This window comes from Flavobacterium sp. B167r, from assembly GCF_056824315.1.
Window position 1 is genome coordinate 2,013,377 of the sequence record NZ_CP124859.1, and the last position, 22,920, is coordinate 2,036,296.

General features: G+C 33.6%; 19 protein-coding genes. 10 read left to right on the forward strand and 9 right to left on the reverse strand.

What is annotated here, in order from left to right:
• Nucleotides 1-90: 90 nt before the first annotated feature.
• The 7 genes from QLQ96_RS09070 to miaB form a co-directional block, all read right to left on the reverse strand.
• Complete coding sequence (locus QLQ96_RS09070; RefSeq protein WP_012023920.1) at nucleotides 91-366, reverse strand: co-chaperone GroES; 276 nt, start codon at nucleotides 364-366, stop codon at nucleotides 91-93.
• Between the two features lie 143 nt (nucleotides 367-509).
• Nucleotides 510-851: a preprotein translocase subunit SecG gene (gene secG / locus QLQ96_RS09075; RefSeq protein WP_260672699.1), complete on the reverse strand. Its 342-nt coding sequence runs from the start codon at nucleotides 849-851 to the stop codon at nucleotides 510-512.
• Nucleotides 852-854: 3 nt separating this feature from the next.
• Nucleotides 855-2,684 carry a tetratricopeptide repeat protein gene (locus QLQ96_RS09080; RefSeq protein ID WP_482496373.1) on the reverse strand — a complete coding sequence of 610 codons (1,830 nt, stop codon included), beginning with the start codon at nucleotides 2,682-2,684 and terminating at the stop codon, nucleotides 855-857.
• A 100-nt stretch (nucleotides 2,685-2,784) separates the two neighbouring features.
• A complete protein-coding gene (locus tag QLQ96_RS09085; protein WP_482496374.1) occupies nucleotides 2,785-3,288 on the reverse strand; it encodes an LptE family protein in 504 nt (167 codons plus the stop codon).
• 108 nt (nucleotides 3,289-3,396) lie between these two features.
• Nucleotides 3,397-4,656: a sigma-54 interaction domain-containing protein gene (locus QLQ96_RS09090; protein WP_482496375.1), complete on the reverse strand. Its 1,260-nt coding sequence runs from the start codon at nucleotides 4,654-4,656 to the stop codon at nucleotides 3,397-3,399.
• A gap of 109 nt (nucleotides 4,657-4,765) precedes the next feature.
• Complete coding sequence (locus tag QLQ96_RS09095) at nucleotides 4,766-5,137, reverse strand: GxxExxY protein (RefSeq protein WP_482496376.1); 372 nt, start codon at nucleotides 5,135-5,137, stop codon at nucleotides 4,766-4,768.
• A gap of 85 nt (nucleotides 5,138-5,222) precedes the next feature.
• Nucleotides 5,223-6,668, reverse strand: coding sequence for a tRNA (N6-isopentenyl adenosine(37)-C2)-methylthiotransferase MiaB (gene miaB, locus QLQ96_RS09100; protein ID WP_482496377.1), 1,446 nt, complete (start codon nucleotides 6,666-6,668; stop codon nucleotides 5,223-5,225).
• 592 nt (nucleotides 6,669-7,260) lie between these two features.
• Here miaB and topA point away from each other — a divergent pair.
• The 8 genes from topA (at nucleotide 7,261) to QLQ96_RS09140 (ending at nucleotide 18,239) form a co-directional block, all read left to right on the forward strand.
• Complete coding sequence (gene topA / locus QLQ96_RS09105; RefSeq protein ID WP_482496378.1) at nucleotides 7,261-9,777, forward strand: type I DNA topoisomerase; 2,517 nt, start codon at nucleotides 7,261-7,263, stop codon at nucleotides 9,775-9,777.
• An 8-nt stretch (nucleotides 9,778-9,785) separates the two neighbouring features.
• A complete protein-coding gene (locus QLQ96_RS09110) occupies nucleotides 9,786-10,937 on the forward strand; it encodes a formimidoylglutamase (protein WP_482496379.1) in 1,152 nt (383 codons plus the stop codon).
• A gap of 262 nt (nucleotides 10,938-11,199) precedes the next feature.
• Nucleotides 11,200-12,594, forward strand: a complete 1,395-nt coding sequence (gene porK / locus QLQ96_RS09115) for a T9SS ring complex lipoprotein PorK/GldK (protein ID WP_482496380.1) — start codon at nucleotides 11,200-11,202, stop codon at nucleotides 12,592-12,594.
• A 56-nt stretch (nucleotides 12,595-12,650) separates the two neighbouring features.
• The gene (gene porL, locus QLQ96_RS09120) at nucleotides 12,651-13,298 is read left to right on the forward strand and encodes a type IX secretion system motor protein PorL/GldL (protein ID WP_482496381.1); all 648 of its coding nucleotides are present in this window, start codon (nucleotides 12,651-12,653) and stop codon (nucleotides 13,296-13,298) included.
• Nucleotides 13,299-13,349: 51 nt separating this feature from the next.
• Entirely contained in the window at nucleotides 13,350-14,888 is a 1,539-nt protein-coding gene (gene porM / locus QLQ96_RS09125) for a type IX secretion system motor protein PorM/GldM (RefSeq protein WP_482496382.1), read from the forward strand.
• A gap of 44 nt (nucleotides 14,889-14,932) precedes the next feature.
• Nucleotides 14,933-15,922 (forward strand): type IX secretion system ring subunit PorN/GldN, encoded by a 990-nt coding sequence (gene porN, locus QLQ96_RS09130; protein WP_482496383.1) that lies wholly within the window; start codon nucleotides 14,933-14,935, stop codon nucleotides 15,920-15,922.
• 180 nt (nucleotides 15,923-16,102) lie between these two features.
• Nucleotides 16,103-17,092 (forward strand): type IX secretion system ring subunit PorN/GldN, encoded by a 990-nt coding sequence (porN, locus tag QLQ96_RS09135; protein WP_482496943.1) that lies wholly within the window; start codon nucleotides 16,103-16,105, stop codon nucleotides 17,090-17,092.
• A 73-nt stretch (nucleotides 17,093-17,165) separates the two neighbouring features.
• Nucleotides 17,166-18,239, forward strand: coding sequence for an NAD(P)/FAD-dependent oxidoreductase (locus QLQ96_RS09140; RefSeq protein ID WP_482496384.1), 1,074 nt, complete (start codon nucleotides 17,166-17,168; stop codon nucleotides 18,237-18,239).
• On the opposite strand, the gene QLQ96_RS09145 is transcribed toward QLQ96_RS09140, so the two are convergent.
• Complete coding sequence (locus QLQ96_RS09145) at nucleotides 18,220-18,603, reverse strand: DUF983 domain-containing protein (RefSeq protein ID WP_379701027.1); 384 nt, start codon at nucleotides 18,601-18,603, stop codon at nucleotides 18,220-18,222. The two genes, QLQ96_RS09140 and QLQ96_RS09145, sit on opposite strands and share 20 nt — an antisense overlap.
• 346 nt (nucleotides 18,604-18,949) lie before the next feature.
• On the opposite strand from QLQ96_RS09145, the gene QLQ96_RS09150 reads away from it, so the two are divergent.
• Nucleotides 18,950-20,869 (forward strand): ABC-F family ATP-binding cassette domain-containing protein, encoded by a 1,920-nt coding sequence (locus tag QLQ96_RS09150; RefSeq protein ID WP_482496385.1) that lies wholly within the window; start codon nucleotides 18,950-18,952, stop codon nucleotides 20,867-20,869.
• 157 nt (nucleotides 20,870-21,026) lie between these two features.
• Here QLQ96_RS09150 and QLQ96_RS09155 read toward each other — a convergent pair whose 3' ends face one another.
• The gene (locus QLQ96_RS09155) at nucleotides 21,027-21,989 is read right to left on the reverse strand and encodes an App1 family protein (RefSeq protein WP_482496386.1); all 963 of its coding nucleotides are present in this window, start codon (nucleotides 21,987-21,989) and stop codon (nucleotides 21,027-21,029) included.
• 61 nt (nucleotides 21,990-22,050) lie between these two features.
• Between QLQ96_RS09155 and QLQ96_RS09160 the strand changes: the two genes are divergently transcribed.
• Nucleotides 22,051-22,920: a diacylglycerol/lipid kinase family protein gene (locus QLQ96_RS09160; protein ID WP_482496387.1), complete on the forward strand. Its 870-nt coding sequence runs from the start codon at nucleotides 22,051-22,053 to the stop codon at nucleotides 22,918-22,920.

Here is a 22,920-nt window from a genome sequence, read left to right on the forward strand (position 1 = left end):
TTTTGGCTTTACGCTTTAGGCAATAGGCTTTATGCTTTTTTACGTTTTTAGAAAAAGCTTATAGCTTAAAGCTTACGGCTTATAGCGAAATTAAATAATTGCTAAGATGTCGTCTTCGCGCATAATCAAATAATCAGTACCTTCTAATTTTAATTCTGTACCAGCATATTTTCCGTAAAGTACAGTATCTCCAACCTTAACAGTCATTGTGTGATCTTTAGATCCGTTTCCTACTGCAACTACAGTTCCTTTTTGTGGTTTTTCTTTGGCAGTATCAGGAATAAAAATACCTGAGGCAGTTTTAGTTTCAGCTGCAACAGGCTCAATAAGTACGCGGTCTGAAAGCGGTTTAATGTTTAATGCCATGATTTTATGTTATTATAAGTTATACGTTTTTTTATGTTCTATAAACTTTCAGAAATTATGCCATGCTAGAAAAACTGACATTATTTCTTAAAAAAAATGCCAGCTTTGACAGGCTGGCATTAGATTTTTATATCGAGCTAAAATTATTTTGTAGCTGGTGCTGCTGGAGCAGGAGTATTTCCTTGTGCTGGAGCTGCAGGTGCATTTACAGGAGCTTCAGTTTTGTCAATGATTTTAGATTCTGTATCGCTTAAAGATCCAGAGAAGCTTAAGCTTGAAAGTAAAATTAGCACAATTAAAACAGTAGCTAAAGTCCAAGTACTTTTATCTAAAAAGTCAGTTGTTTTTTGTACTCCACCTAACATCTGCGTTCCGCTGATAGTAGAAGACAATCCGCCTCCTTTAGGGTTTTGTACCATAATAACTACGATCAATAGAAAACAAACTATTGTGATTAAAACTAAAAAAATTGAAAATGTGCTCATTACTTAATTATTGTTATTGTTATTTTGTTGTAAAATCTTAATATCCGATATGCGGTCTGCAAAGAAAGTAATTTTTTCTGGATATTTCAAAATTAATATTTCATATGCCTGAATTGCCTTTGTATATTTCTTTTGTTCCAGATAAACTCTAGCCAAAGTCTCTGTCATTAGGTATGAATTGTCCTCAGGACCGCTCTCAATTTGCACTGCTGGAGCATTGTTTCCAGGTTTTATTGGAGAGATTTTCGGGTTGCTTACGATAAACTTATCGATAATTTCAGCTTTTTTTTGTTTCTCTTCAATAATTAATTGCTCTTGTCGGGCTCTTCCTGCTTCCTGTTCTTCTGGAGAAAGTTCGCTTGAACGGTCAATAGGTTCTGTTCTAGATAATTGCAGCCATTCTTGAAAAGAGTGTTTTTCACTTAAAGAAAAATCCAAAGGTTTTCCGATTTCTAAATGTTCTGCAGCTGTTTTTGCAGGTTCATTAGATTCTTCTTCTTCGATTATTTCTTCAATCGTGTCTTCGTTTTCCTCTTTTATTTCTTCTTCCTTATCCTCAGATTTAATAACTTCTTGAATTTCTTCTTTTGGCTCTGTAGGTGCTTTTGTCTCAGATTCTTTAATTGAAGAAAGAATAGATCGTTCAACGGTATTCATTTTAAACTCCGGAATAATCATTTCTTCAATAACACTGTCATCTTCCTCTTCTTCAACCGAGTTTAGAGAAGGCTCTTCTACAGCAGGTTCTTCTATAATAGGATCAGCTTTTGCTTCTTCAGTTTTTACAGGCTGCTCGATAGTCGCTTCTGCTTCTTTGATAGAACTTAAAATTGAGTTTTCGATTCGCTCATTTTTTGGTTCTTCCTTGAGTTCTTTGGTTTCTACAGGTTCTGGTGCAGAAAGTGTTTCAGAAACTTTAATAGAGTTTAAAATTGAATTTTCTACGCGATCAATTTTAGGTTCTTCAGTTTGTGTTGGTTCTGAAAAGGAAGCTCTTTCAGCTTCTTCTGCATCATGCGAATTACTAAGTTCAACAGAATCAACTTTCTTTTCTTCCTCTATTACCGGTTTTTCAAAAGTTACGTTTTGGGCAGCTTTTATTGCGGTTAAAGTAGATAAATCTATTTCAGGAAGCAGTTCTGGTTTTTCAAAAGTTACAGTTTGCGCTTCTTTTATTGCGGCAAAAATGGAAAAATCTATTTCAGGAATTGGTTTTAGCTCTTCCTCTTTTATTATTGGTTTTTCAAAAGTTACAGTTTGCGCTTCTTTTATTGCAAGAAAAATAGAAGGATCTATTTCTGGCAGTTTTTTAGGCTCTTCTATAATTATTGGTTCTTGAGCCTTTATTTCCTCGGCTTGTACGAGTTCTTCGGTTTTTACAGAATCTTCAATTTGTACAGACTGTACAACTGAAGGCGTTTCAATAACAGAAATTTGAGCTTCTTTAATTGCTTCTAAAAAAGGCTGTTTTTCAATGTCGGCTTTTACTTCAATTGCTTTTTGAATCTGCTCTGGCGATATTATTTCACTATCAAAAACAGTAATTTCAAGAAGATCTCTCAATTTTTGTTCGTAAAAATCATTTTGAATAGAAGTAAAGGCCTCAGAAGTTATAAAATCAAACAAAACAGAACGATCAGACGTATATGCAGCCGTAACTTTTAAAGCATAATTATACTTAAAACTGTTCTGATTGTAAAGCCCTTTTAATCGCAATGCGCGTGCACTTTGGAAATATGGGAATTCATTCAGAACACTTCCTAATGCGTCCGCCTGCTTCTCTGTAATAGCATCGGGTTTGTTCATTAAGTAGATATAATCGCTAACGTTCATTGTTTTTTGTTTAATCGTTTATTTGTTTAATCGCTTATTTATTTTGTCTAACTTTTAATCGATTAAACGGTTAGACGATTAAACGATTTAACAAGTTGAACTACCATTTTGCTAATGAAGCGTTAAAGATATCTTGGGTAATTCTTTCAAAAATAACTCTGATTGCTTCATTTAAAACAGAACCTGTAGGAAGATCTCGTCCAGGGAAATCATAATAGAATTCAAAAGATCTTTCAAAATCATCTGTTTCTTTCTTTTTATTCATGAATCGCACATTGACACGAATAGACAAACGGTTTTGTGCCGCTTGCTGATCTGCAGTTGCAGTCATTGGCGTTATTCTATAATCTGTAATTTCACCTTCATAAACCAAATCACCACCATTGCTAACTAAGTTTAAGTTGGTTTGATTCATAATCAAATCCTGTAAAGTCAAAGTAAAAGTTCTATCAATTCCAGGTTCAATTAAGTCTGCATTATTCTGGAAAAAGTTAACTTGAAATGTTTTAGCATCAATTTTTCCAGTTCCAGTAAAGTTGTAAACAGAACAGCCACTTAGCATGAAAAGACTTAATAAGGCAAAAAGAGAATATATTTTTTTCATAATGTTTATTGGTAAAATTCCAATCCCGAAGTGTCGGGATAAAATCCCAAATTCCAATTGCGTTCAAATATAGTAATTGGATTTTTTAAAATTGAAATTTAATTATTTTTATAAATCGAATTGTTTGATTTTGCGGTATAGAGTTCGTTCAGAAATACCCAATTCGTCTGCCGCGGCTTTACGTTTTCCTTTATTTTTTTCTAATGATTTTTTGATCATTTCGATTTCTTTTTGTTCCAAACGTAAAATTTCTTCCTCTTCGATGGTTTCAGCAAACAAATAATTGTCGTCTTGAATTTGATAATTATCTTCACGAACAACAGGAGTTGTTACAACAGCAGTTCTTGGTTCTTCTTCAAAATCAATTTCGCTGTCATTTTGCTGATTTCCGTATATTTTCTGAATCAAATTCGGATTAATATCTTGTACTTTCGAAGTGCCATTTTTCATCAACTCGAGAGTCAGTTTTTTCAAATCGTTCAAATCACTTCTCATGTCAAAAAGCACTTTGTACAAAATGTCTCTTTCAGTGCTAAAGTCACTTTCTTTTTTGCTATCGCTAATAACAGAAGGCAGATTGCTTCCTTCGGCTGGCAAATAAGATTTAAGAATTGATAATGTTATATCACGATTAGTTTCTAAAACAGAAATTTGTTCCGCCACATTTCGAAGCTGACGAATATTTCCGCTCCATCTAAATTTCTGTAATAGCTGAACAGCGTCATCATCCAGTCTTAAAGGTGGCATTTTGTATTTATGAGCAAAATCGGCCACAAACTTTCTGAACAACAGATGAATATCGTCATTTCTTTCGCGTAAAGGCGGTAACGTGATTTCGACTGTACTTAAACGATAGTACAAATCTTCACGGAATTTTCCTTTTTCGATGGCGTTAAATAAATTCACATTTGTTGCAGCAACAATACGAACATTTGTTTTTTGAACTTGAGACGAACCTACTTTTATAAATTCACCATTTTCCAAAACACGAAGTAATCTCACCTGAGTTGTTAATGGTAATTCTCCAACTTCATCAAGAAAAATTGTTCCGCCGTCTGCCACTTCAAAATAACCTTCACGCGTACTTGTAGCTCCTGTAAAAGCGCCTTTTTCGTGACCAAAAAGTTCACTGTCAATGGTTCCCTCCGGAATCGCTCCGCAGTTTACGGCGATATATTTACCATGCTTTCTGTGCGAAAGCGAATGTATAATTCTTGGAATATTTTCTTTACCAACACCACTTTCCCCAGTTACCATAACCGAAATATCAGTTGGAGCAACCTGAATGGCCTTTTCGATAGCACGATTTAATTTCGGATCATTTCCAATAATCTCAAATCGTTGTTTTATTGCTTGAACTGTTTCCATGTTAGATTTTGTTTCAAGTTTCTATTTGTTTTAGGTTTTGCCTAAAACTTTGGCTTGTATTTTTTTTGTTTTGCCACAGATTAAAAGGATTAAAAAGATTTTTTTAAATTTAAATAATATATCTTTTATGTTGAAGAGATTTTGTTTGAAAATTGACTAACAAACCAACTTCTGAATTTGATAATTTTATATAATTTAAAATTTGCGCAATATGCTCACTTGAAAATTCTTTAATAGCCTTTACTTCTAAAATTATGTCTTCATTAATTACAAAATCAGCATAAAATCTATGAGGCAACACTTTTCCTTTGTACTCAATTGAATATTCTTTTTCTCTTTCAAATGGAATATTATTTTCTTTAAATTCTACTTCAAGAGCATCTTTGTAAACCACTTCTAATAAACCTGGACCAAGATTTCGATGCACTTCCATGCAAATTCCGATAATCTTATAAGTTTCTTCTTTTCTATAATATTGCATAAATTTTAATTTTTCATCACGATTTAAAAGTAAGAAAAATATTAAAAAAATCCTTCTAATCCTTTTAATCTGTGGCTAAAAAAAATTAATTCATGCTGCTCAAACCAACAGCTTCACCTTTTAAAGTTCCGCTTGTACAGCTTGTGATTTTTACGTTTACGAAATCTCCAATTTTGTAGTTTTCTTTTGGGAAAACCACTGTAATACTTTGCGAGTTTCTTCCAGAGAATTCTTCTTTTGATTTTTTCGAAACTTTCTCCACTAAAACTTCAACAACTTGACCAACGAATTCTTCGCTTCTAAGCCAAGCGTGTTTTTGTTGCAAATCGACAATTTCCTGTAATCTTCTGGCTTTTGTTTCCTCTTCAACATCATCTTCCATTTTTCTTCCAGCCAAAGTTCCAGGGCGTTCCGAATACGAATACATATAACCGAAATTATATTTTACGTATTCCATCAAACTCATGGTGTCTTGGTGATCTTCTTCAGTTTCAGTTGGGAAACCGGCAATCATATCTTGCGAAATCGAAGCATCAGGAATAATTGCTTTAATTTTATCAATCAAAGCCATATATTCTTCACGAGAATGCAGACGATTCATTTCTTTCAAAATTCTGTTACTTCCAGATTGAACTGGCAAGTGAATGTGTTTACAGATATTCGGGTATTTCGCAATAACATGCAAAATACTTTCGTGCATATCCTGCGGATTAGAAGTCGAAAAACGAATACGCATTTTAGGAAAACCAACTGCAACCATTTCAAGCAATTGATCAAAATCAACCGCAGTTGCTTTTTGCATTTCAGAAGCATTTACAAAATCCTTTTTCAAACCGCCTCCGTACCAAAGGTAACTGTCAACGTTTTGTCCAAGAAGTGTAATTTCTTTAAAACCTTTGTTCCATAAATCCTGAATTTCAGCCATAATACTTTGTGGTTCACGACTTCTTTCGCGTCCGCGTGTAAAAGGCACAACGCAAAAAGTACACATATTATCGCAACCACGAGTGATTGAAACTAATGCAGTGATTCCGTTACTCATCAAACGAACAGGCGAAATATCTCCGTACGTTTCCTCTTTCGATAAAATTACGTTGATGGCGTCGCGTCCTTCTTCAACTTCAGCCAATAAATTTGGAAGATCTTTGTACGCATCTGGACCAACAACAAGATCAACTATTTTTTCTTCTTCCAAAAACTGACTCTTTAAACGTTCGGCCATACAGCCTAAAACGCCTACTTTCATTTTAGGATTAATACGTTTTACAGCGTTGTATTTTTCAAGACGTTTGCGAATAGTTTGTTCCGCTTTATCACGGATTGAGCAAGTGTTTACCAAAACCAAATCGGCTTCTTCTAAAACTGAAGTTGTGTTATATCCTCCGTCAGATAAAATGGAAGCTACGACTTCGCTGTCCGAAAAATTCATCGCACAGCCGTAACTTTCTATAAATAGTTTTTTAGTATTCTCAGGTTTATTTTCCAGAACAAGACTTTCGCCCTGTTTGCTTTCTTCAATAATCTTTTCCATTATAAAAATTCAAAGTGCAAAGATAGGTTAATTGTATCTAATATGACAAGATGGCAGAAAAAGAATTTTAGATTTCTGATTTTAGATTTTAGATTGGTCACAATCAAAAAAAGCGAAGCTTTTTAACAGAAAATCTAAAATCTAAAATCTAAAATCTAAAATCTAAAATCTAAAATCTAAAATCTAAAATCTAAAATCTAAAATCTAAAATCTAAAATCTAAAATCTAAAATCTAAAATCTAAAATCTAAAATCTATTAAGGAGCTATTTCCAGCTTTCCGTTTCAAGTCCTCATAAAAAAGCAAAGTTTCTAATGTTTAAAAAAGAGCTTCCGTTGGTCGCTTTTTTTAAACAAGAAACTTTTGCTTTTTTTACTCCGGGCTTTTCACTTCAATCTGGGCTAGGGAGAATCGGTTTCAAAAAGCACATTTCTCGGTCAGAAATCATTAAAAGTTATACCTATATATATAATAGAGAATATTACAGATAAATCTGCAATTTTAAGTTTCATAATATCAAAATACTTCAAAAATGCATTCGTAAGGTCAATATTTAAAAAAAATAGATACTTTTGTTGCAGAAAATAAGAGCAATGGCAAAGAATTTAGTAATAGTGGAGTCACCTGCAAAGGCGAAAACGATCGAGAAATTTCTCGGAAGTGATTTTCAGGTGGAGTCGAGTTATGGTCACATAGCCGATTTACCATCAAAGGAAATAGGAGTAGATGTAGAAAATGGTTTTAAACCTAAATATGAAGTTTCTCCGGATAAAAAAGCCTTGGTAACGAAACTAAAGTCACTTTCTAAGAATGCCGAAATGGTTTGGTTAGCGAGCGATGAGGACCGCGAGGGAGAGGCTATTTCATGGCACTTGGCGGAAGAATTGAAGCTAGATACAAAAAAAACCAAACGAATCGTTTTTCATGAGATTACAAAAACTGCGATTCTAAAAGCAATCGATAATCCAAGAGAAATTGATTATAATTTAGTAAACGCACAACAAGCACGTCGTGTTTTAGATCGTTTAGTAGGTTACGAATTATCTCCTGTTTTATGGAGAAAAATCAAAGGCGGACTTTCTGCTGGTCGTGTACAATCTGTTTCTGTACGTTTAATTGTAGAAAGAGAACGTGAAATTCAAAATTTTAATGCAGTTGCAACCTATTCAATTGTTGCAGAATTTGTAAACGAAACGGGAAAAGCTTTTAAAGCAAAACTTCCAAAAAATTTCAATACTAAAAAAGAGGCCGAAGATTTTTTAAATCAAAACATCGGTTCTAAATATAAGGTAGGAGATTTAGAAACTAAACCTACCAAAAAATCGCCAACAGCACCTTTTACAACTTCTACGTTGCAACAAGAGGCTGCAAGAAAATTGTACTTGCCAGTTGGTATCACAATGCAGTTAGCACAGCGTTTATACGAAGCGGGACTTATTACTTATATGAGAACTGACTCTGTGAATCTTTCTTCGGAGGCGATGAACGCGGCTGAGGCAGAAATCATAAAATCTTACGGAAAAGAATATTCTAAGCCTAGAACTTTTGCTAATAAAAACAAAGGAGCTCAAGAAGCGCACGAAGCAATTCGTCCGACAGATATGTCGCGACACACTGTAAATATTGATCGTGACCAAGCGCGTTTGTACGATTTGATCTGGAAAAGAACGTTGGCTTCTCAAATGAGCGATGCGCAATTGGAAAGAACAAACGTAAAAATCGAAGCAGATAATCATAGTGAAATTTTTACAGCTTCTGGAGAAGTATTGCTTTTTGAAGGTTTCTTAAAAGTATACTTAGAAGGTCATGATGACGATGAAGAAGAGCAAGAAGGAATGCTTCCTGCTTTAAAAGTAAATGAAAAATTGGCCAACAATTATATTACAGCCACAGAACGATATTCAAGACCGCCTGCACGTTATACAGAGGCATCTTTAGTTAAGAAATTAGAGGAACTTGGAATTGGTCGTCCTTCTACTTATGCACCAACTATTTCGACAATTATTAATAGAAATTATGTTGAAAAAGGAACATTGGAAGGTGTAGAACGTAATTATACTCAGCTGACTTTGCAAAATAGTAAAGTAGGAGAAAAAGTTCTTAAAGAAAATACAGGTTCTGATAAAGGAAAATTAGTTCCAACAGATATCGGAACTATCGTTACAGATTTCTTAGTAAAGAATTTTGGAAACATTTTAGATTATAATTTCACGGCAAAAGTAGAGCAAGACTTTGACGAAATTGCTGAAGGAAATATTGATTGGGCTAAAATGATGCAGGATTTCTACAATAAATTTCACCCAAATGTTAAAGAAGTTGAAGCAAATGCTGAACGCGAAAGCGGTGAGAGAATTCTAGGAAAAGATGCAGACGGAAGACAAGTTTCTGTTCGTTTAGGAAAATTTGGACCAATGGCTCAAATTGGAGAAGCAGATGATGAAGATAAAAAGTTTGCAAGTTTAATGGCAGACCAAAATATAGGAAACATTACACTTGAGGAAGCTTTGAATTTATTTTTACTTCCAAAGAGTTTAGGTGAATATAAAGGAGAAGAGGTTGAAGTAAGTAATGGACGTTATGGTCCGTATGTTCGCCACGGAAGTGTATTTATTTCATTGCCAAGAGGAGAAGATCCGCTTAATGTTTCTAAAGAAAGAGCTCAGGAATTAATTGACGAAAAAGCACTTGCAGATGCGCCAATTGCAGTTTATAAAGGAGAAGCAGTTCAAAAAGGAGTGGGACGTTTTGGGCCATTCATTAAATGGAACGGACTTTTTGTAAATGTAAGCAAGAAATACAATTTTGATGATTTATCTCAGGCTGATGTTGAGGAATTAATTGAAGATAAACTTCAGAAAAACATTGACAAAGTTCTTCATAATTGGGAAGAAGAAGGAATTGTAGTAGAAAAAGCCCGTTGGGGACGTTCTGTGATTCTGAAAGGAAAAATCAAAATTGAATTAAGTAAAGATGTTGATGCAACAAAATTAACATTAGCTCAGGTTCAAGAAATGATTGCCGCAAAAACACCAGCAAAGAAAACTGCTGCTAAAAAAACAACAACAGCTAAAAAAGCACCAGCTAAAAAAACAGCTGCTAAAAAGAAATAAGTATATAAATGGAATTTGATTTTCTAGAACCAGTTAATGACGGAATTGTAAAATTCGTCGGAGCACTGTCTTCACAAGAGCTTGGAAGCAAAGTTGTCTTCCATACCCAAGATCAGTTTCCTGATATTGCACAGATTAATATTGCTATAATTGGTGTTTTAGAAGACCGTACAAATATTAATATAATTAACGAAGTTAATCTTTCTGCTGTACGTAAAAAGTTATATGGTATGTTTCCAGGTAACTGGGATGCTTCAATTGCCGACTTAGGAGATATTCTTGCAGGTGATTCTGTAGAGGATACATATTATGCATTAAAGAAAGTAACTTCTGCATTAATTAAGAATAAAGTCATTCCTATAGTCCTGGGAGGTTCTCAAGATTTGACCTATGCATTATACCGTGCTTACGATGATTTGGAGCAGATGGTAAATCTGGTTGCGGTCGATAATAGATTTGATTTTGGTAAAGAAAATGAGTCAGTTTCTGCTAATTCATATCTGACAAAAATCATTATTGATGAGCCAAATAACCTTTTCAATTACTGTAATATAGGATATCAAACCTATTATAATTCACAAGAAGAAATCGACTTGATCGAAAAGTTGTTTTTTGATGCTTATCGTTTGGGTGAAATTTCGAATAAAATTACTTTGGCTGAACCTGTTTTTAGAGATGCAGACTTGGTAAGTATAGATTTGAATTCTGTAAAATCCTCTGCTTCAGCAAATATGGTTACTTTCGAACCAAATGGGTTTAATGGAAAAGAAATTTGTGCTTTGGCTAGATATGCTGGTATTAGCGATAAAGTTTCTTCTTTTGGAATATTTAATCATAATAGCACAACGGCCGAATCGGCTATTATTGCTCAGATTGTATGGTATTTTATCGAAGGATACCACTACCGCTCAAAAGAATATCCATTTGGAAGTCGCGCAAACTATTTAAAGTATATAATTCCGCTTGATGATGAAGAATTAATATTTTATAAAAGTGATAAAACGGATCGTTGGTGGATAGAAATTCCATTTGAATCAAACGGCAACAATAAATTGAAAAGAAATACGTTATTACCATGTTCTTACGACGAATATTTGTCGGCTTGCAATCAAGAATTGCCAGAAAGATGGTGGAAAGCACAACGAAAAAACGCTTTATAGATCAAAAATTTAAGAGAAATTTTAAATTTTAAAAATATGTCTAAAAATGTTAAAATAAATTAGTAGGAAAAAATATATAATATATAAAATTTAACGTTTTACATCGGTTTTTTGTCACAGTTTATCGATCAAATATTTTTTTTTTATTTTTTTTAACATTATTTTTGAACGGTAAAATAAATTCGCAAGTAGTATTGTTTTTTAGATAAATAATAAATACGTTTACGGACTTTTAATAATGAATAGATAATCCCAAATTTATATGAAGAAGTTTATTGCATTTGCAGCAATGTTAACACTAGTAATCGGCTGTGGTAAGTCAGGTGACAAAGGTGAATTAGTTGGTGTTACAGGAGGGAAATGGCATCCCGAGAAGCCTTATGGAATGACATTAGTTCCGGGCGGGTCTTTTATTATGGGTAAATCAGATGCTGATTTAGCTAATGTAGAAGATGCTCCAACTAAAACCGTAACTGTTCGTTCATTCTATATGGATGAAACTGAAATTACAAATAGTGAGTATCGTCAATTTGTAGAATGGGTAAAAGATTCTACAATGAGAGTTCGTTTAGCAATCTTAGCTGACGAAACAGGGCAGAAACCCGCTGAAGGAAAAGGAAATAAAGCTGGAAGTATTTCTGACTACGCTTTTAATGATTCTGATCCAGAAAAAATGACAGCTTATGATAAGTATATGTATGACAACTACTATAGTGTTGGTACAAAAGATGATCCGTATGCTGGAAGAAAATTAAACAAAAAAGTTAAATTAATTAAGGATACAAAAGCATACCCAGATGAGTATTACACTGAAGTAATGGATTCTATGTATTTGCCAATTGAAGAATCATACAATGGTTTAAGAACAATTGACGTAAATAAATTGAAATTCCGTTATTCTTGGATGGATATTCAAGCTGCTGCAAAAGCAAAAGTTGGAAAAAGAAGTGACTTCGTAAAAACTGAGCAGGTAAATGTTTATCCTGATACTGCAGTTTGGATTAAAGATTTTGCTTACTCATATAATGAGCCAATGCATAACGATTATTTCTGGCACAAAGCTTATGGAGATTATCCTGTGGTAGGTGTTACTTGGAAACAAGCTAAAGCATTCTGTGCTTGGAGAACTTTAAACAAAAACAGTTATATTAAATCTAAGAAAAAAGGACGTGACTTAGTAAACTCTTTCAGATTACCAACAGAGGCAGAGTGGGAGTACGCTGCTAGAGGAGGTCTGGAGTCTGCTACTTACCCATGGGGAGGTCCTTACACTAAGAGTGATAGAGGTTGTTTCTTAGCAAACTTTAAGCCAAGTAGAGGAGATTATGCTGCTGACGAAGCTTTATATACTGTTGAAGCTAAATCTTACGACGTAAACGGTTACGGATTATATAACATGGCAGGAAACGTTTCTGAGTGGACAGATTCAGCTTATAATCCAAATGCTTACGAATATGTATCAACAATGAATCCAAACGTAATTGACGGTAAAAACCAAAGAAAAGTAGTTCGCGGAGGTTCTTGGAAAGACGTTGCTTATTTCCTACAGGTAAGTACTCGTGACCACGAATATGCAGATTCTGCTAGAAGTTATATCGGATTCAGAACAGTACAAGATTACATGGGAACGCAAGTTACCGGAAACAGAAAAAAGTAATTTTATAATTTTATCAATATCCAACAAATCTATTTTAAACCTAAAAAAAAAGTATTATGGCATTATTAAGTAAAAAAGCAATGAATTTCGCTTATGGTATGGGAGCGGCAGTGGTAATCGTTGGAGCGTTATTCAAAATTACTCACTTTGAGATTGGACCATTAACAGGTACAGTTATGCTTTCAGTAGGATTACTTACTGAGGCGTTAATTTTTGCGCTTTCTGCTTTCGAACCAGTTGAAGACGAACTAGATTGGACTCTAGTTTACCCAGAATTAGCTAACGGACAAGCTAGAGAGAAAAAAGCTAAAGTTGAGAACTCAACAGAAGCTCAAGGATTATTGTCTCAAAAATTAGACGCAATGTTGAAAGAAGCTAAAATTGATGGTGAATTAATGTCAAGCTTAGGAAACTCAATCAAAAACTTCGAAGGAGCTGCAAAAGCGATTTCTCCAACTGTAGATTCAATCGCAGGACAAAAGAAATATGCTGAAGAAATGTCTACAGCAGCTGCACAAATGGAATCATTAAACAGTTTATATAAAGTTCAATTAGAAAGTGCTTCAAGAAATGCACAAGCAAACAGCGAAATTGCTGAAAACGCTTCTAAATTAAAAGAACAAATGGCATCTATGACTGCAAATATCGCTTCATTAAACAGCGTTTACGGTGGTATGCTTTCTGCAATGAGTAACAAAGGATAATTAGTTTTCAACTAATATTAAATTTATTAATAAAGAACTAATTAAAAAAAAATGGCAGGAGGAAAATTAACCCCTAGACAGAAGATGATCAACCTGATGTATCTGGTTTTCATCGCAATGTTAGCAATGAACGTATCAAAAGAAGTTATTTCTGCTTTTGGTTTGATGAATGAAAAATTCGAAGCTGCAAATACTTCATCGGTTACAACAAATACTTCTTTACTTCAATCATTAGATCAGAAGGCTAGTGAAGCAAAAGGTGAGTTCGCAATTGCTGCAGTTACTGCTCACAAAGTTGAAACTATCTCAAAAGAATTTTATGATTATATCGGAAGCTTAAAAGCTCAGTCTATCAAAGGTTTTGAAGTAGAAAAAGAAACTGGAAAATTACCTTACGAGGCAATGGATAGAGGTGATAATATCGACGACTGGTTCACAGGAGACGGTTACACTAAAAAAGGTAACGAAATTATCGCTAAAATCGAAAAATATAAAGCGGACATGAAAGCTGCTTTATCGGATAAAAAATATGGTCCAATTATCGCAGAGATTGAAAAGAAATTTGATGTTTCTGACGTAAAAAACAAAGAAGGTATAAAAGAAAAATACTTAGCTTACCACTTTAAAGGATTTCCTGCAATTGCATCGGCTGCAAAACTTTCAGCTTGGCAAAATGACGTTAAAAAAGCAGAAACTGATGTTTACAACAGTGCTTTAGGAAAAGCTGCAGTTGCTGCTGCTTCTTATAGCAACTATCAAGCGATTGTTGTTTTAGATAAGAACGCTTATTTCCAAGGTGAAAAAGTTACAGGTAAAGTTGTTTTAGGTCGTTATGATGAAAACACTACACCTACTTCATTCCAAGGTCCTGGACAAATTGTTAACGGACAAGCTGTTATCTCTTTAACTGCTGGTGGAGTTGGAGAACAAGACATCAACGGACAATTTACTTTCTTAGAGGATGGGAAAAACATTCCTTTAAAATTCTCTGGAAAATATGTTGTAGTTCCAAGACCAAACGCTGCTACAATCTCTGCAGACAAAATGAACGTTGTATATAGAGGAGTTGTTAACCCAATCTCTGTATCTTTCGCAGGTGTTGATGCAAACAAAATTGTTGCTAGTGCTCCAGGTTTAGCTTCTGCTGGAAAACCAGGAAAATATAACATGAGCCCAGGTCAAGGTACTGAAGCTACAATTTCTGTAACAGGTACTTTACCAAACGGTGATAAAGTAACAGATAAGAAAACATTCAGAATTAAAGGTATTCCTGGTCCAACAGGAACAATTAGAGGTGAAATGGGTGTTGTAAAAGGACCTAAATCTAACCTTGAAATTGCTACTATTGGGGCTAAACTTCTTGATTTTGATTTTGAAGTTGGTTTAGATGTTGTTGGATTCAATATGAAAATTGCTGGACAGCCTACAGTTGTTGTTACAGGAAACAAAATGAATGCACAATGTAAACAAGTACTTGCAAGAGCAGGAAAAGGAGACCAAGTTACTATTTCTGAAATTAAAACTAAACTTGTTGGAGCTGGTAGTTATTTATTACCAAGAACTGCTCCTGTAATTTACGAAATACAATAATAAAGTAGTGTAAACTACGATTCAATATCTTATAACGATACAAGATGAAAGTAAGAAATTTATTAATAGCTATTGTTTCTATCGCTGGAGGTTTTGCTTCTAATGCGCAATCTAATTTGCTAAACGCTAAAACTCCTGCTCAGATTGGACTTAAAACTCCTGCTCAATTAATATCTGATAATGATAAGCCTTTGGCTTATGGTTATGTAGATGATAGAGATGTCTTGATGGGAAAAACAACATGGGAAATTATTGATTTAAATGAAAAAATTAACTTTCCAATGTATTTTCCGGTAGATACAGCTAATATTGGTCCTAACAGACGTTCTCTTTATGACGTTTTAACTAAAGCTATTAAAAGTGGGAAAGTTACTGAAGTGTATACTGACAGTTATTTCAACACTAAAAAATCTATGAAAGACATCGAAGGATCATTATCTCGTATTGATACAACAGATGCAGGTAGAGAGTTGATTAACCAGTATCCTGATGACTACAAATCACGTGTTGTGAAGAAAAAAGTAGTTTCTGGTAAAGGTAAAAATAAGTCAGTTTCTTATGTTGAAGAGACAGTTGGACCAACAAGAACGGTTCCTGCTGAGTATATCTTAAAACAAGATTTAACTGCTGCAGATGTTACACAGTATAAAATTAAAGGATACTGGTATTTTGATAAACGTCAAAGTGAATTGAAATATCGTTTACTTGGACTTTGTCCAGTAACTCCAGACGTTTATACTATGAATAGTGATGAAAAGGATTATATTGAATTGTTTTGGATATTCTTCCCAAATGCCAGAGAAGCATTGCATGAAGCAAAAGCTTTCAATGACAACAACTCAGCTCTTCCAATTTCATTTGATCAGATTTTAAATTCTAGACGCTTTAATGCTGTGGTTTACAAAGAGGAAAACCTTTATGGTGACAGAGCAATTAGCGATTATATGAAAGACAACGCACAAAATCAGTTGTTAGAATCTGAAAGAGTGAAAGAAAAAATTCGCAACTTTGAACAAGATATGTGGAACTACTAAGTTGATACATAGCACAATAATTGAAAAACTCTTACTACATTTGTAGTAAGAGTTTTTTTTATGTCAATAAATTTGTGAAAGATGACTAGATAGCTACTAGCTGCATTATTTTTATTTATGTAAGAAAAATAACAATATTTATAATAAAATTTCGTTTAATGACTTGTAAAAATTATAATGATGAAAGTAGAAAATTTATTAATTGCTATTGTTACTGTTCTTGGGAGCTTATCTTCCAGTGCTCAGCCTAATTTGCTTAATGCCAAAACTGCTGATCAGATAGGGATTAAGACGCCTGCTCAAATGATATCTGATAACGACAAACCTTTAGCGTATGGTTATGTTGATGATCGAGATGTTTTGATGGGAAAAATGGTTTGGGAGATTATCGATTTAAATGAAAAAATTAATTTCCCGCTGTATTTTCCTGTTGATACTGCTAATATTGGACCAGATAGGCGTTCGCTTTATGACGTTTTGACGAAAGCGATCAGAAATGGAAAGATTACTGAGGTTTACGCAGACAGTTATTTTAATACTAAAAAGTCTTTAAAGGATATTCAAGGAGCATTATCCCGTGTAGATACTACCGATGCAGGTCGAGAGCTTATTAATCAATATCCTGATGATTACAAAACACGTGTTGTGAAGAAAAAAGTAGTTTCTGGTAAAGGTAAAAATAAGTCAGTTTCTTATGTTGAAGAAACGGTTGGTCCAACTAGAACAGTTCCTGCTGAATATATTTTAAAACAAGATTTGACTGCTGCAGATGTTAGTATGTATAAAATTAAAGGTTTTTGGTATTTTGATAAAAGAGAAAGTGATTTAAAATATCGTTTGCTCGGAATTTGTCCGGTAACTCCTGATGTTTATACAATGAATAGTGATGAAAAAGATTATATCGAACTCTTTTGGGTTTTCTTCCCAAATGCTCGGAATGTCTTGCATGAAGCAAAAGCTTTTAATGATCAAAATTCAGCGTTGCCTATTTCATTCGATCAGATCTTAAACTCGCGACGTTTTAATTCTATAATATATAAAGAAGAAAATGTATATGGTGATCGCGAGATTAAGGATTATATTAGGGATGATGCACAAAGCCAATTGTTAGAATCGGAAAGAGTAAAAGAGAAGATTCGTAATTTTGAACAAGATATGTGGAATTACTAAGGTTTTAAACCAGATAATAAGGAAAACTCTTGCTACCTTTGTAGTAAGAGTTTTTATTTTATCTATATTGCCAATGCTTGATTATTTAATCGTCGGATCTGGGCTTGCCGGTATTTCCTTTGCAGAAATAGCCTTAAAGAACAATAAATCTATTTTAGTTGTTGATGACAAATCGCAAAATTCTTCGCGAATTGCGGGAGGTTTGTATAATCCAGTAATTTTGAAACGTTTCAGTGAAGTTTGGAATGCAAAAGAGCATTTGGTTTTAATGAACGAGTTTTATGATCAGATTGAAGGCAAACTACAGGAAAAATTCAACTTTAAAATGCCTATTTTGAGAAAGTTTTTTTCGATTGAAGAACAGAACAATTGGTTTGCTGCCTCTGACAAAATTAATTTAGCTCCTTTTTTGTCTACAAAACTAATCACAAAAAAATATAATAGTATTCATTCTCCTTACGATTATGGAGAAGTTTTGCATACTGGTTATGTTAAAACGGGTCAATTATTAGAAAGCTACAGAGAATATTTAAAAGAAAATAATTTACTTTTGGAAGAATCTTTTCATAGCTCTTTTCTGGATATTCTTGATTCAGGAATTCAATATAAAAGTATTAAAGCCCGCAATATTATTTTTGCAGAAGGTTTTGGATTGCATAAAAATCCATATTTTAATTATCTGCCTTTGGATGGCACAAAAGGGGAGCTGTTTTTAATAAAAGCACCTAATTTGAAATTAGATGTTATTGTCAATACAAGTGTTTTTATTCTGCCAATAGGAGGTAATTTGTTTAAAGTTGGAGCAACCTACAATTGGCATGACAAAACAGATCTTCCGACCGAAGAGGGTAAACAAGAGCTTTTAGATCGTATAAAAGAGATTATTACCTGTGATTTTGAAATAGTAAAACATTTTGCTGGCGTTCGTCCAACAGTTGCCGATAGGCGGCCTTTAGTAGGAACTCATGAAGCATACAAAAGTATTCATCTTCTTAATGGATTAGGAACACGTGGTGTGATGTTGGGACCTGCTTTGGCAAAAATGCTATATGATAAAATCGAAACAGGAGCTCCAATAGATAAAGAAGCAGATATAAAACGTTTCCACAAAAGATATTTAAAATCTCTTAATTTTGACCAGCGTTAGGATCATAAGAAACAAACATATTAATGTATAGGTTTCTTGAAAGACGTAATACGAACGGAAATAAAACAACCAATGTGACGATAATTGAAATGAAAGCCTGTTCTATTGTTGCTCCAAAAAAGACAAAAGAAACAATAAAAGCTGCAATTCCGACTGCAACATTTAGCCCGTAACTAACATACATAGCGCCATAAAAAAACGAAGGTTCGATTTGATATTTGAATCCGCAGTGGCTGCAATTTTCATTCATTTTGAGCACTTTACTCAAATGAAGTGGATTCTTGTCTTCATACATACTTTCTTTTTGGCATTTTGGACAACTTCCTGTTATTATGCTATTTAGTTTGGAGCCTCTTTTGAACATTTTAAGTAATTTTTTTTAGTCTTTTAATTCGCCTCAATTGTATTGGAATGCCAGTATGAATAGGAGAATTTATTTGAGCAAATATAAGGTATTTTCAAGCTTTAAGCTATTTAAATCAGGATAAAAACTTACAGCTTATCTTGATTTGACTCAATGCAGAAAATTAAAAAATTAGACAAGGTTTTTGGTTTTTGAATTTTCCAAAAGCTATTGTTTTTCAGTATAAATACTTCAATTAAAAGTCATACTTTTGCACTTTCAAAATTGTAAATTATAATAGTTTATTTGCAGTTTGTTTTTTATTAATGAAATAAAGGTTTTTTAATCTTTAGTTTTTGATCAAATTATGCTTAATATACACAATCTTTCTGTTTCTTTTGGAGGAACCTATTTATTTGAAGAAGTAACGTTCCGTTTAGGTGCTGGCGACCGCGTAGGTCTTGTTGGTAAAAATGGAGCAGGTAAATCTACAATGCTGAAGATGCTGGCAGGAGATTTCAAACCAGATTCAGGAGTTATTTCTCAAGAGAAAGATATTAGAATGGGATTCCTTCGTCAGGATATTGATTTTGAACAAGGAAGAACTGTTTTGGAAGAAGCGTATGAAGCCTTTACAGAAATTAAAATTGTAGAGAAAAAATTAGAAGAAATCAATCATCAATTGGTTACCAGAACCGATTATGAAAGTGAAGAATATGGACAAATTATAGAAGATTTGTCTGATTACACGCATCGTTTTGATCTTCTTGGAGGATATAATTATGTTGGAGATACAGAGAAAATTCTTTTAGGTCTTGGTTTCAAAAGAGACGTTTTTAATAACCAAACAGAAACGTTTTCTGGAGGGTGGAGAATGCGTATCGAGCTTGCAAAACTTTTATTGCAGGCAAATGATGTGTTGCTTCTGGATGAGCCAACCAACCACTTAGATATTGAAAGTATTATTTGGTTAGAGAATTTCCTTCGCAACTATCCTGGAGTTGTGGTGATCGTATCGCACGATAAAATGTTCTTGGACAATGTTACCAATAGAACAATCGAAATTTCTTTAGGAAAGGCTTACGATTTTAATAAACCATATTCTCAATATTTAGAATTGCGTCATGAGATTCGTGAGAAGCAATTAGCAACTCAAAAGAATCAGCAAAAAAAGATTGAAGAAACAGAAAAATTAATCGAGAAATTCCGTGCAAAAGCTTCTAAAGCTTCGATGGCACAATCGTTAATTAAAAAGTTAGATAAAGTAGAAAGAATCGAAGTTGACGAAGATGATAATTCGGTAATGAATATCTCTTTTCCAGTTTCTAAAGAACCAGGAAAAGTTGTTATTGAAGCTGAACATGTAACGAAAGCTTATGGAGACAAAACGATTCTTAAAGATATTAATCTGCTTGTAGAAAGAGGAAGTAAAATTGCTTTCGTTGGACAAAATGGACAAGGAAAATCGACTTTCATCAAAGCTCTTGTAAATGAGTTTGAATACGATGGAACTATTAAATTAGGACACAATGTTCAATTAGGATATTTTGCTCAAAATCAAGCTGAATATTTAGACGGAGAAATTACTTTGCTTCAAACAATGGAAGATGCGGCAACAGATACAAACCGCATGAAAGTTAGAGATATGTTAGGTTCTTTCCTTTTTCGTGGAGATGATGTCGAGAAAAAAGTAAAAGTGCTTTCTGGAGGTGAACGTAACCGTTTGGCGCTTTGTAAATTGTTATTGCAACCAATCAATGTGTTGCTGATGGATGAGCCTACGAACCACTTAGATATTAAATCTAAAAACGTTTTAAAAGCGGCACTTCAAAAATTTGGCGGGACTTTATTATTAGTTTCTCACGACAGGGATTTTCTTCAAGGAATGTCAAATATCGTTTACGAATTTAAAGATCAAAAAATTAAACAATATCTTGGAGACATCAACTTTTTCTTAGAACAGCGTAATTTGGAAAATATGCGTGAGGTTGAGAAAAAAGATGTTGTTAAAAAAGAGGCTCCAAAAGAGAAAGAAGTTAGCAAAGTATCTTACGAGGATCAAAAGAAAACAAAAGCGCTTCAGAATAAATTAAGCAAAATCGAAAGTCAGATTCAGCAGTTAGAAAAAGAGATTCAACAAAATGATAAAATGCTAGAATCGAATTATGACAAACATATTGAAGATGCGTCATTCTTTACTGCGTACAACAAAAAGAAAGCGGATTTAGATCAATTGTTGATTGACTGGGAAGTTGTTCAAGAAGAAATTGATAGCTTTAACTTATAGTTTTCAGTCGCAGTCTCGGTTTTCAGTCACAGTGAAATATTAAAAAACCTTTGTCAGAGTTCTAAACTTTGACAAAGGTTTTTAAGTTTAAGATTATCCAAAATAAAGTCCATCAAGAGACTGAAAACCGAGACTGCGACCGATAACTAAAAAAAATCTATTTAATAATCCCAATAGATCTAGAATGTTCAATCGCTTTGCTGCTTTCTTTAAAATAGCAAACGGAAACATTTAGGCTTTCTAAATTATTTAAAATTCTCTTTACTTCTTTTTTCTGAGTTTTGCCTGTTTGCCTAATATAAACTGCAATGACTGTAACGGGGAATATTTTGCAGATTCTTTCATAAAGCATTGGATCATGTTGGGAATCGTCTCCCATTAAAACATATTTTAGGGTAGGATAAAATTCAACGACATGTTTGATTTTTTCGAATTTATGATCATGATTTCCTCGACCGCTCATAAAGAAATCGGTAATTCCCCTTTTGATGTCTTTTAGCAAAAAAACTGCTTTTGGCAATTTGTTAATTCGAGTGAATTTAGCAATAAATCGGTACAAGTTCCATTCGCTGCTTGAAATGAAAAAAAAGGCATTCACTTCTTCTGCGTTATCTCTTCCTGCAGAACTTAAAGCTTGATAGTGAGGTACAACGTCTTTAAAGACTTTTCGATCATTTACATTTTTAAACAATAAAATATAAATTTTCCGAAAGAAATTATTTGTGTGCGAGATCAGAAAAGTGTCGTCAATGTCAGATATAATTCCGAGTTTTCCTTTGTGAGGCCGAATAAAACTGCCTTTGCAGGTTACATTTTCATTTTGATATTTTAAGCTGACTTCGTAAGGCATCCATCCAAAATGGGTTTCTTTTTCTACCGGAATACAAAACTTAAAATAACCATCATCTAACGTTTTGGTATGAATTATTGCGCCATTATAATGAAGATAAACATCAAAATTTTTAATGGTTTTTATTCGGAACAATTTAAGGATAGAAGTGGCATTTTTTAATTTCCTTTTTTCGAAATTATAGTTCTGTTCTCTTTTTAAAACGTGCCCCATTACAATTAACTCTTGCTGATTTGCATAACCGCGATATAATTGTAAAATTGGTTTCATTAATTACGTATATTTATGTAACTGTAATTTACTTATTTTAATTGGTTTTAAAAATAAAATTTTGAAAAAGAATATCATATTCATCGTAAACCCTATATCGGGAGACCTTGATAAATCTGAATTAATTGAAGCTGTAGAAGAATTTGCAACTACAAATCATTTTGATCTGCAAGTTTATGAAACCACAGGTAAAAGCGATTCTAAAGCGATACAAACATTGTACAATCAATATAATCCAGAGCGAATAATTGTTGCTGGAGGAGATGGAACCATAAAGATGGTGGCCGAGGCAATGGAGGAACACGATGTAATAATCGGGATTTTGCCTGCGGGTTCTGCAAACGGACTTTCGGTTGACTTAAATCTTCCCAACGGAATCGAGGAGAATCTTAAAATAGCGTTTTTGCACCATTATATCGAAATGGATATGATTTGCATCAACGGTAAAAAAAGCATTCATTTAAGCGATCTTGGTTTGAATGCAAATCTGGTTAAAAACTACGAGCAAAGCGATGTTCGAGGTTTTTGGGGATATGCATTGCAGGCTTTTACAACGCTCAAAGAATCAGAAGAACCTTTTGTGGCAACAATTTCAGCAAATAATAAAACGGTAGAGCATGTTGCAAGAATGATTGTAATTGCCAATTCGCAAAAATATGGAACAGGCGTAGTTATTAATCCAAATGGTGCTATGAATGACGGAAAGTTTGAGCTTGTAATTTTGAAAAGTCTTGATCTGCTTTTAATTGGCAAAATTATTACCGGAAATATGCCAATCGATTCTGATGATATTGTGATTATTTCAACTGACAAAGCAGAAATAAAAACAGATTATCCCGTTAATTTTCAAATTGATGGAGAATATTGCGGAGCACAAACTTCATTAGAAATTAAAATTCTTCACAAACAAATGAAAATTGCTGTTCCTTGA

Coding starts and splice junctions, on each gene's coding strand:
- porK (WP_482496380.1), top strand. CDS start 11,200: ATGAAGAAGTTTATTGCATTTGCAGCAATGTTAACACTAGTAATCGGC.
- QLQ96_RS09150 (WP_482496385.1), top strand. CDS start 18,950: ATGCTTAATATACACAATCTTTCTGTTTCTTTTGGAGGAACCTATTTA.
- miaB (WP_482496377.1), bottom strand. CDS start 6,668: ATGGAAAAGATTATTGAAGAAAGCAAACAGGGCGAAAGTCTTGTTCTG.
- QLQ96_RS09070 (WP_012023920.1), bottom strand. CDS start 366: ATGGCATTAAACATTAAACCGCTTTCAGACCGCGTACTTATTGAGCCT.
- QLQ96_RS09155 (WP_482496386.1), bottom strand. CDS start 21,989: ATGAAACCAATTTTACAATTATATCGCGGTTATGCAAATCAGCAAGAG.
- porN (WP_482496943.1), top strand. CDS start 16,103: ATGAAAGTAGAAAATTTATTAATTGCTATTGTTACTGTTCTTGGGAGC.
- QLQ96_RS09095 (WP_482496376.1), bottom strand. CDS start 5,137: ATGCAATATTATAGAAAAGAAGAAACTTATAAGATTATCGGAATTTGC.
- secG (WP_260672699.1), bottom strand. CDS start 851: ATGAGCACATTTTCAATTTTTTTAGTTTTAATCACAATAGTTTGTTTT.
- porN (WP_482496383.1), top strand. CDS start 14,933: ATGAAAGTAAGAAATTTATTAATAGCTATTGTTTCTATCGCTGGAGGT.
- porM (WP_482496382.1), top strand. CDS start 13,350: ATGGCAGGAGGAAAATTAACCCCTAGACAGAAGATGATCAACCTGATG.
- QLQ96_RS09080 (WP_482496373.1), bottom strand. CDS start 2,684: ATGAACGTTAGCGATTATATCTACTTAATGAACAAACCCGATGCTATT.
- topA (WP_482496378.1), top strand. CDS start 7,261: ATGGCAAAGAATTTAGTAATAGTGGAGTCACCTGCAAAGGCGAAAACG.
- QLQ96_RS09090 (WP_482496375.1), bottom strand. CDS start 4,656: ATGGAAACAGTTCAAGCAATAAAACAACGATTTGAGATTATTGGAAAT.
- porL (WP_482496381.1), top strand. CDS start 12,651: ATGGCATTATTAAGTAAAAAAGCAATGAATTTCGCTTATGGTATGGGA.
- QLQ96_RS09140 (WP_482496384.1), top strand. CDS start 17,166: ATGCTTGATTATTTAATCGTCGGATCTGGGCTTGCCGGTATTTCCTTT.
- QLQ96_RS09145 (WP_379701027.1), bottom strand. CDS start 18,603: ATGTTCAAAAGAGGCTCCAAACTAAATAGCATAATAACAGGAAGTTGT.
- QLQ96_RS09085 (WP_482496374.1), bottom strand. CDS start 3,288: ATGAAAAAAATATATTCTCTTTTTGCCTTATTAAGTCTTTTCATGCTA.
- QLQ96_RS09110 (WP_482496379.1), top strand. CDS start 9,786: ATGGAATTTGATTTTCTAGAACCAGTTAATGACGGAATTGTAAAATTC.